Annotated in this window: 9 protein-coding genes; 1 reads left to right on the top strand and 8 read right to left on the bottom strand. The window is 50.1% G+C overall.

Annotated features, from left to right (window positions below):
• Positions 1-57: 57 nt before the first annotated feature.
• On the bottom strand, positions 58-231 hold the full coding sequence (locus AYW79_RS15395) for a DUF255 domain-containing protein (RefSeq protein WP_082806816.1): 174 nt from the start codon (positions 229-231) through the stop codon (positions 58-60).
• A gap of 683 nt (positions 232-914) precedes the next feature.
• On the opposite strand from AYW79_RS15395, the gene AYW79_RS13905 reads away from it, so the two are divergent.
• Positions 915-2,408: a recombinase family protein gene (locus tag AYW79_RS13905; protein WP_067567102.1), complete on the top strand. Its 1,494-nt coding sequence runs from the start codon at positions 915-917 to the stop codon at positions 2,406-2,408.
• Positions 2,409-3,072: 664 nt separating this feature from the next.
• Here the strand turns inward: AYW79_RS13905 and AYW79_RS13900 are convergent.
• The 7 genes from AYW79_RS13900 to AYW79_RS13870 form a co-directional block, all read right to left on the bottom strand.
• The gene (locus tag AYW79_RS13900; protein ID WP_067953370.1) at positions 3,073-3,507 is read right to left on the bottom strand and encodes a GNAT family N-acetyltransferase; all 435 of its coding nucleotides are present in this window, start codon (positions 3,505-3,507) and stop codon (positions 3,073-3,075) included.
• A gap of 300 nt (positions 3,508-3,807) precedes the next feature.
• Complete coding sequence (locus tag AYW79_RS13895; protein ID WP_067567098.1) at positions 3,808-4,197, bottom strand: VOC family protein; 390 nt, start codon at positions 4,195-4,197, stop codon at positions 3,808-3,810.
• 175 nt (positions 4,198-4,372) lie between these two features.
• Entirely contained in the window at positions 4,373-4,789 is a 417-nt protein-coding gene (locus AYW79_RS13890; RefSeq protein WP_067567106.1) for a GNAT family N-acetyltransferase, read from the bottom strand.
• 215 nt (positions 4,790-5,004) lie between these two features.
• A complete protein-coding gene (locus tag AYW79_RS13885; protein WP_067567096.1) occupies positions 5,005-6,648 on the bottom strand; it encodes a caspase family protein in 1,644 nt (547 codons plus the stop codon).
• Positions 6,649-7,158: 510 nt separating this feature from the next.
• Positions 7,159-7,545 (bottom strand): VOC family protein, encoded by a 387-nt coding sequence (locus AYW79_RS13880; RefSeq protein WP_067567094.1) that lies wholly within the window; start codon positions 7,543-7,545, stop codon positions 7,159-7,161.
• A gap of 224 nt (positions 7,546-7,769) precedes the next feature.
• Positions 7,770-8,555 carry a GNAT family N-acetyltransferase gene (locus AYW79_RS13875; RefSeq protein ID WP_067567092.1) on the bottom strand — a complete coding sequence of 262 codons (786 nt, stop codon included), beginning with the start codon at positions 8,553-8,555 and terminating at the stop codon, positions 7,770-7,772.
• 1,664 nt (positions 8,556-10,219) lie between these two features.
• Positions 10,220-10,495, bottom strand: coding sequence for a hypothetical protein (locus tag AYW79_RS13870; protein ID WP_067567090.1), 276 nt, complete (start codon positions 10,493-10,495; stop codon positions 10,220-10,222).
• Between the last annotated feature and the right edge of the window lie 636 nt (positions 10,496-11,131).

The following is an 11,131-nucleotide window of genomic DNA, read 5'->3' as shown; positions in this document are numbered from 1 at the left end:
ACAGGTCGATAAACTACTCCACTTTCAGCGTATACAGCTATTCGTAGCCCCGCAGGGCTACGAATAGCCAATGGAGAGGAATACTGCCTTCGATTCACGGGCGGCCTTTTGGAACGCCTCTGGGCCCCATGGGTACCAGTCGACGGGATTGTGCGCGTGTTGGAGTAAGTAAGGCGACTTTTCGTGGATCAGGCGGTTGGTGTGTTTGTGGCTCTGCGCATCGTTTGACATAGAGCATCTTCCTCCCTGGAATTCATTCTCACGTGCTCAGCTTGCCCGCGTGCGTTGAGATGCACTCCGTAGAAACACCAAACTGAATGTTCTACGGATAATTCTACCACCCAGCGTCGGTGCGCGCATGTCGGCAGTTTGCGCACGTGTGCCTGGCTTATTGGCACGCTCCGGTCACGATGATGGCACCATGCCGACCATAAAACTTGTACGCTGAATTTGCCACTATTTCATCGCTGCTCCCGCGCTTAGGTCGACGTCCACCCTGACCCCGTCACATCAAATGCAGGAGGTGTCCCCATGCCCTCACCAACAGACGCGTCGTTCGTCGAGCCCGTCAACGAGCCCGCCTCCCTAGTCAAACCCGGTCCAGCCAAGACAATGGTCCTTCAGCACGGGAAACTCACCATAAGCGTGACCAGTAACGAGCCCTCAACTGCCGCCGTGGAAAGCTTCCGTAGTGCTTTGTATCCACTCATGATGCGACTCATCGATCCCAGTTGGATCCCGTGAACCAGACGCCCCGAGTATTCTTTCGGGGCTGATCCAAGACCATACCCATCCTTTCATCCGCAGCCTTAACTCCCGCGGTCTCTCCATTCGTTGCCGTTGACTCGTTCACCGTCCAGAGCAAAGCTGAAAAGGAAGGAACACATGATGCCACGAATCGAGGTGATACCACCATGGAACCCAAGAAAATCTACGAAGTGGCCATCTATCTGCGCAAGAGTCGCGATGATTCGGACGGCGAGGAAGACGTTTTGCTCAAACACGAAACCGCCCTCACCGATCTCGCTCGCCAAAACACTTGGCGCTATGTGATCTACCGGGAAATCGGCAGTTCCGACAGCATTGAATTCCGGCCCGAATTCAAACGCCTGCTCAGCGACGTCGAAAACGACTTCTACGATGCGGTCGTCGTGGTCGACTATGATCGCCTCAGTCGGGGCGACAAAGAGGACCGCGCGCGGATCGAGAAAATTCTCAAGCGCTCCAACACGGTCGTGGTCACGCCGACACGTGTCTATGACTTGAACGACGAGGACCAAGAACTCATGACGGACATCGAAGGCGTGTTCGCCAGGTATGAGTACCGGATGATTAAGAAGCGGTTCCAGCGCGGCAAGAAGATTGGCGCTCGCCTAGGCCACTGGACGAACGGTCCGGCCCCATTTCCCTACGTATACAACGCAGACGTCCACAGCCTGCAGATTGATCCTGCGAAATTAGAGACCTATCGTTTTATCAAAGATCAAATTTTAAGCGGTGAAACCTGCAGCGCGGTCTGCGCAGAGCTCAACCGCCGCACTGTCCCCTCTCCAAAAGGAGCACGTTGGTCGGACAGCGTACTGTATCGGCTGATCATCAACGAAGTCCACTTGGGACGCGTAGTGTATGGGAAGACCAACGGTGGACTGCATAAAAAGCGGCAGGCAGCGCCCTTCAAAGTGATCCCCAGAGAAAATTGGATCATCGTCGAAAACGCACACCCTGCCGTGAAGACACCGGCTGAACATCTGCAAATCATCAAACTCTTGGAAGGGCGTCGCGTTCAGCCCAAGCATTCAAGGCACGGAACCTACTTTCTCTCCGGTCTCCTCCATTGTGGCCGGTGCGGTTCCTCGCTGAAGTTTCAGCCGAAAGAAAACGGCAGAACCCTCGTCAAGAAATGCCAAAGACCGGGCAACGACGGGATCATCTGCGGCAATCCGGGCATTGAACTCGAGCCTGTAGAAACCGCCGTGTTCGAAAGTATGCGGCAATATGAAACGGAACTCCTCCAAATGCCTGCAGATGCCGAGGAACCCGTTCTGGTGTCAGAGTGTCTGTTACAAACGAAGGAGGCTGAACTCGAACGCCTGAGAGAAGGGGTGAACCGGTTGCAGGACCTGTTCGTGATGGGCGATCTCTCCAAACAAGACTACACCACACGACTGGAGAGTTTGAGGACCCTGATGGTGAAAAAGGAGAACGAAATCTATCAGCTACGCGATCACCTTGATGGATGCGCCGAACTGACGCGCGCGCTGCGGGTGCAAAGGTTCGATGCATTCAAATCGGCTTGGGAAGCACGCGTCGATGTCAAGGAGAGAAATCGACTCGCAAAACTGCTGATTGAACGCATTGACTATAAGCGAGGCCCCGATGGCATTGATGTTCGTGTCCAATTTCGGTAATCGTGGTCACCGCATCCAGAGCCTCGTCAATGGACAAATGTTTTCCGTCGATGTCGGGATTCCATGACATCGCATAAAATGACTTGCCCGCACCATTTCTCTTCAGTATGTCGGCAATTTCTTTGGGATCTGAATTAGGCGTTGGTATTTCAATCAGATATTCTTCACGGAGAGTCTGTCGGTAGTGATGGCACAACCGATTAAGTCCTCGATTTCGCCGCTTATCCGAGGAAAACAACTCTAACAAGATCCGATCTTGAACCCTTTTGTTGAAGAACGTCTTTACGATGGCGGTCTCTACGTCCTTGTCCATGGTGTTCTTCTTCCCTGAATATAGTTTCCACGGTATGGGACTAAACTGCCCGTATGCGCAAGATCATTGGGTCGAACCCTATGTATAATCATACGCCAGCGGATCTGCGGTGGCTATTCCAGATACGCACCCGTAGTACAGTAATATGTCTCTTAGAAAATCAAAGAACTTGGAATGATTTCTTCGCAAACTCGCACCGTGTGATCAATGACTGATTCAAAGGGATGTGGTTGTCGATACCATTTGTTGATGAAAGTATATGAAGATCAAAGAATGAGAAATGGGAAGAGTATCAAATGGCACGAATTTCCACTCCGCATTTGCTGTTGGCTATTAGCTTGCCAAAAATGATTAACTGCCCTTGAGCGAATAGTGCATACCAAGTTCAAGACCACTTCTACCTACTTTAGTTCTCCCTTTGTGTATGAATCCGGATTTTTCATATAATCTTTTTGCTGCTAAATTGTTTTCATCTACAGTCAGAACGATCTCCTCCACATAAGGCAAATGGTCTTCCATAAACTTAGGTAAAATAGCCAACGCTAATTTTGCGTAGCCTTTTCTTTGATGTCTCTTGTCAATCAAGAAAGATCGCAAAAAAATCGCGGTATTATTTTCGGTAAAATCAGAAGTCTCTCCACACTTGTGTAAGACAAAAAAAACGACAGGTTCTTCATCAATAAAAATAACGACCGAGCAAGCGTCCTGATTATGGAAAAAGTCAAGGGCTTTACTCGGCAAGAAACTGAAAACCATTTGTGAATCATGTAACTTGAAGTTTCCCACTGACGACTCCCACTCTTGACTAAAGAACGCAAGACGACAACTCACAGGACCACCCCGCACAGTAGAGACCATTGAAGTAATCTACATTATATTCATCGAACAATGTGAGGCAAGACTACTCTACGCGCTTACCGAGCAATTCACGATATTGATTCCAAACTAGCATTCCCCCTTTGTGATCACTGCTTTTTGAAGATTCCTGTCCCTATGCGACACAAGCATCGACCCACTGAGATGTAGAATCATGCGACTTCACTGCTACATAGTTCTTCCGCTCAAGCCCTTGTGCAACAAGTAAAGTTATCTCTGAAGCACTCTCTTTATGGTCTTTGCTTCTTCTGTTTTATCCAGATACTCAAAAAGTCCAAGACGGTTTCCCCATGGGTCAGAAAAGCTACCCCATTTAACAGGAACTTCCTCCCGTGAATACACTTCAAACAGTTCAACGCCTAGCTCCTTCATAACCCGTTCTCGCTCTGACTCAATATCAGTAACGCCAAGACGAAGAGGACCGTTTCCTTGTGTAGGGTTACCCTCGGCTACCTGTAGCCAACTTCCAGGAATGAGTTCCCACTCTGCAAATCCTTCATGCGGAACAAAATCAGGTTCCTTTCTAAGCAGAGTTTTGTACCAGTTGAGACCTTTTTCAAAATCCGAAACTCGAACCTGTATTGTCATCTCAATTACCATGCCAGCTAGTTCCTCCCAGAGACTATTGTCCAAATAATACCATGTCCGCTATGGAACTATGCTGCCCGATCGCGCAAGATTACGAAAGGATTGCCCATCGTATAATCATACATCAGGCAAGCAATCAGTGTTCATGAATTTGCGCCCCTTATGCGCAACAAGATAAGTTTTTGTGTCAGATCGGCGTTACACGGAAAATCCCTGTCATCGACGGTGAATAATCTTTAAATCCATACTGCTCATAAAAGGGCACAGTTCCCTCTGCCGCAAACAAACCAACAAATGCTTTCTCTGGGGCATGAGTCTTTATATAATCCATCAACGTGTCTAGGATTTTTGTCCCAATACCACGTTTTTGATACTTTGGTGATACAGCAATGTCCTGAACGTAGTAAAATATCGCACCGTCTCCTATAATCCGACCCATGCCTACGGTTTGATCATCCTTCCTTGCTACAACTGCAAACAAAGAGTTTTCAATGGCTTTTTGGGCAACCTCAAAATTCATCACAGATTCCCAGCCTACAGAAACGCAAAGATTACGATATTCATCTGGTGTCGGTGCCCGCTCCACAATTTTGCAATTAGTCAATGGTTTCACCGTTCCGTTTCTTGTACTCTTCTCTCCTGATGTTCCATGAGACCACGGTGGTATCGACTTGGAAGATTACTTGTCCAATGCCGTAGCTGCGACCAGAAGAAACGAAGAAAGTCGCGCTTGATGCAAATGGCGACGTGCAACAAAATACCGGACGCACCGTTCGGTAGCCATCTTGATTTGAGTCAGGCGCTTTCCAAGCCGAAATATCATGGTTTAACCATGGAAGTTCCAGGAACCGCACCAAGGCTCGATAATTTCATTTGCCTCGCTTTGGTGCGTTCAATGATGTATGACAGGAACTGTGAATACACTTGGTCAAGTTCTCTTTTAAGCTCAGCTTTATATTTCTCACTGAACGACACGGCTGAGAAATGCCTCACGTTAAACGAATCTTCGTCCCATAGTTCCTTAAGTTCCTTGCCAAGTTTCGTGCAAACGAAGTAACAGAGAAGATATGCCCCAAAATTGTTCGGAATTAGAGTGGAAACCAAACCGCAATGAGGTACCAAATGTGAGTCACTGCTGAACTGTAATAGCATAGAGTTATCCGTGACGGGATACCCATCCTGAACTTTAATTCCGGCCAACACTTCTTCTTCATGAGGCACATTGACCTCGCGATATCTCCGAACCTGTCTTTGGGACGACAATCCAATTCCAAATGACGGACGTTCCTCTACCTCAGTCTGGGTCTGTTTGACATAACGAGTTACAGTTTGGTTGAAAAACCTCCATTCAATCACCTCCGAGACCTTGGTGTTGTTACTCAAATACTCGGCCAGATTCCGATTGAGAGGTAACTTCTCGACCGAAGTAAATCGACTTTGCATCTGCGCGTGGTTCGATGTCTCGTTGTATCGTTTTGAACCGCTTTTTCCCCAATCGTCAATTAGGGACGTTAAACTGGATATGCGTCGCATCTTATCTTCCTGGTCTGCTGCAACGTAGTCACGGGAGTCGAATTCTCCTGAGAGCAGCGTGTTTAACTCTGAATACAATGCGTCTGGTCGCTCAGGTGATGGCTCTAACTGCTCGTCCGTTGATTTCTCAATCTGAAGCAAGATAACAGGCAGAGCCGTATCTTGTTCCGGTCGAACTCTGCTAATTATCAATGAACCCGACTGTTCTCCTGCGAATACAGGAGTTTGTTCCATTCCAAGCTTACTAGTCAAGTCGATCGTCTTGTTCATCACGTAGAGCTTCAGATCATCTAGCGCAACGGTCCTGCCGTTTGTCGAAGCTTCTCCGGAGATACCCTTTACCAAGTAATAGGAAAATACACCGTGTTTAATTGTATCGTGCTCATGTGCATACTGAGTCTCCTTGCATGCTGCAAGCGTAGCCCATCCTTCAGCATTTATGATAAAGGCATCATCCACACTGGGGTTCAACAAGCCTCTACGCCCCATTCTCCCCGAATGACATGCATCGAAGAAGCGCAATTTGAACTTGGCCTTAGACTGGGTAAAATAGTCATTGATCTTCCGCATAGGAATTGATGATTCACTGATAACGTTGGGTCGAAATTCCTGTGTTAAGAGATAACTGTCCTCATCGTCTCTCGTTCCGTGTCCCGCAAAAAACAGCAGTATCGAGTCACTCTCCGTGGCATTGCTACACATACTATATACTTCAGATAGAATATCAGTGTAATGGGGCTTCTTGGCGCACTGGTGCTCACCGTCCGAAAACAAAACCATGTTTTCAGAGTTGTACGATGCGTAGTGAACCAGAGATTCGTAGAAGGCCTCGGCGTCGTTCGAACAGTAGCGGAGGTTCGATTGCGCCGAACCATAATCATTAACTCCGATTACGACAGCAAGCTGTCTCGATTGAACTGACCCCTTCACTAGCCCTCCCCCTCTCTATTGCAACCATTGTGAAGCACTAAATACCTTCCATAAACCCGAGCTATATTCAATGTACCCATATGCTTGTAAAGTTCACGGTTGTCGGATGTGGCATCCCACAGTGTACCTTCAGCAAGACATCGAAGAAATGCTCCTGGTCAGATAAACTGGGACTGGTTTCGGTTCCAACAGCCAAATCAGCGAAAAGGAACACTAACAACGTTCAAGTGCCCTCTGCGTTTCCCATATCGATATGGTTTGGCTGACAGGAATTGAAGCAGCTGCCCCCCCATCGCGTCGGTGTGGATCTCTTGTAACCGTCAGTGTCAGCTGAACGCGTGAAGAATCAGAGGTGTAGGGTAATATTACCAGTTACTTAGATATATCTGTTATGGGGAATTCCTGCCCGATACTTCAGGGAGCATCGCAATGCCAGCCTGTATAATGATACACCAGCGGCTCAGCGGTGGCTAAGGCAATTTTGCCCCCGTTTGTTCAGCAAGCGATTGCTTAGTTCCCGACATCGACTCTTGAAAAGAAATTTACCAGATTACCATCAATGTCCCGAAAATAAAATGACCGATTGCCCCACGACTGAGTTGTGAGTCCTTTGACAACTTCAACGTCCATGCCGACTAGTCGGTTATATTCAGCATCTACATCGGATACATGAAACTCAAGAATCATAGCTCGATTGGGACCTGACTGTGCCGAACCAGGAGCCATCTCATTTTGTTCTTCTACATTGTAGAATGACAAAGTACCTTTCGACGTTTGCACTTCGGCATAACCTTCACCGTACACAACTGGCTCAATACCAAGTATTTTGCCGTAAAAGTCAGCTAATCTCTGTACGCTATCCGTAAATAAACAAGTGTGACTTAATTCCGCCGACATGTTCATGTCTCCTCTCACTTTGTTCTGTTGCTAATAACTTCTTCTACAGTAGTAATGAATCCTGTTTTTCTGAACATTACTGCCCATGTGTGACATAACCAGCGTGTCTGGCGAACTTGATGAACATGCAGTAGTAGGTTTCATTGCATGCTCGGTTTATGCCCTCGAATTTATCCTAGTATCTACCGATTGTGTCTTCTGTGAGCACTTATTGCCAGTCAAGTTTATCGGTACCAACGGTATGGGGTCGTGGTAGAGACCTTAACGAGTCCGGAGCGCTCCAAGATTGGACGTGAGTATTCAGTAGAATCACTGTAAATAAGTGTTTTGCCCAAGTCCAGAGCAGAACGGGACCGAGTAGCGGTGAGCGCTCGGTAGATACCTCGACCGCGCCAAGATTCAAGTGTGGCTCCGCCCCATATTCCAGCGAAGTTCGTTCCGACGACTGGTTCTAGGCGACCTGCGCTCACGATCTGTCCTTCTGCCTCCGCTACCCATAGTTGCATTCCGTCCTTAAGCGCTAGTCGACGTAGTAGCACATCCGCCATGTCGTCCAAGGGTCTTCCGAAAACGAGCGACTCCATCGCCGTCATTCTACGGATATCCGCTTCTTCAGTCACACAGCGCAGTGTCACTCCAGCTGGCAGTTGCACATTGACGTCAAGCATCTTGGCTTCTCCGATCATGATCGACTCGGGATCGTCGGGCTGGAACCCATTTCCCACCAATGCCTGATGGAGTCCGAGGACACCGTCATGATCGCGTGTCTTCCACTCGACCTGGTTGATAGTTGGTTTCTCACGGAAGTGATCGAGAACTCGTGGCACCAATTGGGGCATTTGCGTCGCCTCAGCATCGTCAGGGTGTGGATAGGTCACGAAACCCTGATCGCCATCGAACGTGACCAAGCGTAATAGACCGAGGTGAGTCTCGGATAACGCGTTTTGGGTTTCTGCGTCAGTGCGTAACTCTTGGTCGTAGGCTCGGAGCAATGTCTGTGCATCCATCATATCGGGAATTCCTCCTGACATCCGCGGTTCTTATACTTAGTCTACTACAGCGCCTGTAACTATTTTTCTGTTTTCAAAAATCCTAATTTCCTTTGAAGATGTAACTCTCCCTGCGATGTAATAAACCAATCTAAACTCTCTTTGTTCGCCCTCGCTTATGAATTGCGATCGTATTGCGCATAGCTGGCCGAAATCTGCATAGGCCGAGTTTGAAAGCGTGAATATTTATACTGACAAGCCATCACATACACTCTTCGCAGAACATACCGGGCCGAGTGTTGCTCGGTGTACCTCAGCATCAGTATACACGTAGATGATCTACTTCTGCAGTAAAAGGCACCCAGGCCCCACCAATCCGCTGCGCGTGGACGTCACTCTTTTCTTACTCCCGATCACTGATCCTTCGGAACTGAGAAACGGAATCCACGCTCCTTGTCCTCTACCACCTACCTCCGTTCCGTGTCGGCACGGGTTTGGCACCACAGGCTCGTTTCCCGAAGGTAAGATGATACCAATCAATAGTGGGTAGGGTGGCACATCAAATAGCCACCCTCTTTGCGTTCCCGTATCGCGATCCCACCAAGGAGGTTCCGTCCTACGCCGACGCCCGGTCCCCCTCACGTGTCTGAGTGGGCGCAATGCCCATCCCTGTTCCGAGACCTCTCAATCCCGCTCTCTCTCGCTCTGTGCCGAGGACGCCAAGCACAATCGTCGCGGTCTCTATCAATCAGCGGCACGCACCTCCCTGTCAAAGGCCATTCGGACAGGCCGCCTCGCTCCCTCTGTTCAGCGTGGATGAGCTCCCTCTGCTTGCAGTGATCCTACGGCGCATTTTTGGAAGGGGGTTGGACGTTTGACTTGTCGTTCACTGCTCAAGAGGAGGCAGCACTTTCCGGGCGGATCCATCACAGCGCCCCTTGCCCCACAGAGGGTTGCGCACAGGGTTCGGCATAGCCTTTCGCACAGTCTTGCGCATCGTGAACGTCTGGACGGAATCCCGACAGCCCGCGCGGGACGCGCCGGGACGGGCGTCAGACTGCGGGACATTTGTCCATAGCGCCGCCCCCCACACGGACACAGTGACGCTTCCGACAAGAAGATCGTCGAGAACGCAGCCGATAACTCATCTTGCGTCGCCTCAAACGCCGAACACAACTAGGCACGGAACTTGGCACAAAACACCAGGGGCCGGTTGAACGGATGATACCCGATACGATGCGGATCGGAGAGGAAAACGGATCGGGACATCGATCCACATGGCACCCGTAGAGAGGCCCCGCTGGCTGACCCCCTCGAAGCCAGTGCGCAAGAAATTCTGCTCGCCCTCCGCTGCTGCACCGCGTTGCCCACCGATTCGCTCCGGTGAGGGGTAGTGGATATCCGCATATTGCGAATGATTATGCGGAGGTGTCCCCATGCAGCCGCCTGACAAATTGGACGAACCCCATGCGCATCCAACATCGGTTGGGGTCACGATCCCCGGAGACCTGACCACCGTCACGTTCCATTGCGGGAATGTCGTCATCCGACTGACTTGTAACGAACCGTCGAAAGCGGCGGTGGAAAACTTCCAAGCCGCCTTGCACGCTATCCCTCTATCGCATGGCCGAGAAGGCGCAAACTGGCGGTACTCATGAGACATAGCAACCCCCAGCGCGCAACAGTTACTCGTGACGTCTTGCATCGCTTGCGTGGACAGGAGTCGCCATCAGAAGGTCCGCGATGAAATTGGCAAACTGCTGTAGTTCGTGCGTACAGGTCTCGACGCACTCGGCTTCCCAGCGATACAGCCATGCATGCTGATCGGTTGGCAATCGTGCCTTGAGCTGTTCCACCAGGTCTTCTTGGGGCCGAGACTTCTGTTGGCCACCTCGCGCGTATGCCTCGTAAAAATCGTCAATCAGTTTTTCGGCCAGTAGTTGCTTCGCGATCGGACACAATGGCGATCCACCCCCGGAAACGTTGTGTCCGACTGTACCTCTCGTTCCCGCTCGCCATCAAGTCAATTCTGTTATCCGCAGGTGCATTGCCACTCAAATTTGCTTCGCCGCAACACGTTCCCACGTTCGCATCGAATGGAGGAAATCGGTCTACCGTCGCCCGCACCAACGTGTGCGGCGATGTGGCGCAGGACACGTAGCCACCCGCGCTGCGTCGAATTCCGGTCGATGACTATATAAGTTGAATATGGATTCTTCCATGAAAAATCAGTGACCGTCTATGCGCTCTGATGGAGTGGGATACCTCGACGGAACTTCACTGGTTCAACTCCTGTAGATTCTGGCCATGTTCTCCCATCGCAACAGTCCGTAAAGCAAATCTCCTCCGAATTGGTCCACAGAGGGTTTCGCACAGGGTTGGGCATAGCCTTTCGCATAGTCTTACGCATCGCGAATGACTCGAGTGAGGCGCGACATCCCGCGCGGGGCGCGCCGTGACAGCCGTCCGACTACGGGACATTTGTCCACATCCGCCGCCCCCGAAACGAAGGAAGTCTGTGTCGGCCCCTCGTCATATCACAAGAGGCTGCTCGCCCTCTACCGATACACCCTATTGACCACCGATCCGCTCTGTAC

It is taken from the genome of Ferroacidibacillus organovorans (assembly GCF_001642725.1).
GTDB lineage: Bacteria > Bacillota > Bacilli > Alicyclobacillales > SLC66 > Ferroacidibacillus > Ferroacidibacillus organovorans.
This window is presented reverse-complemented; position numbering and strand designations above follow the sequence as displayed.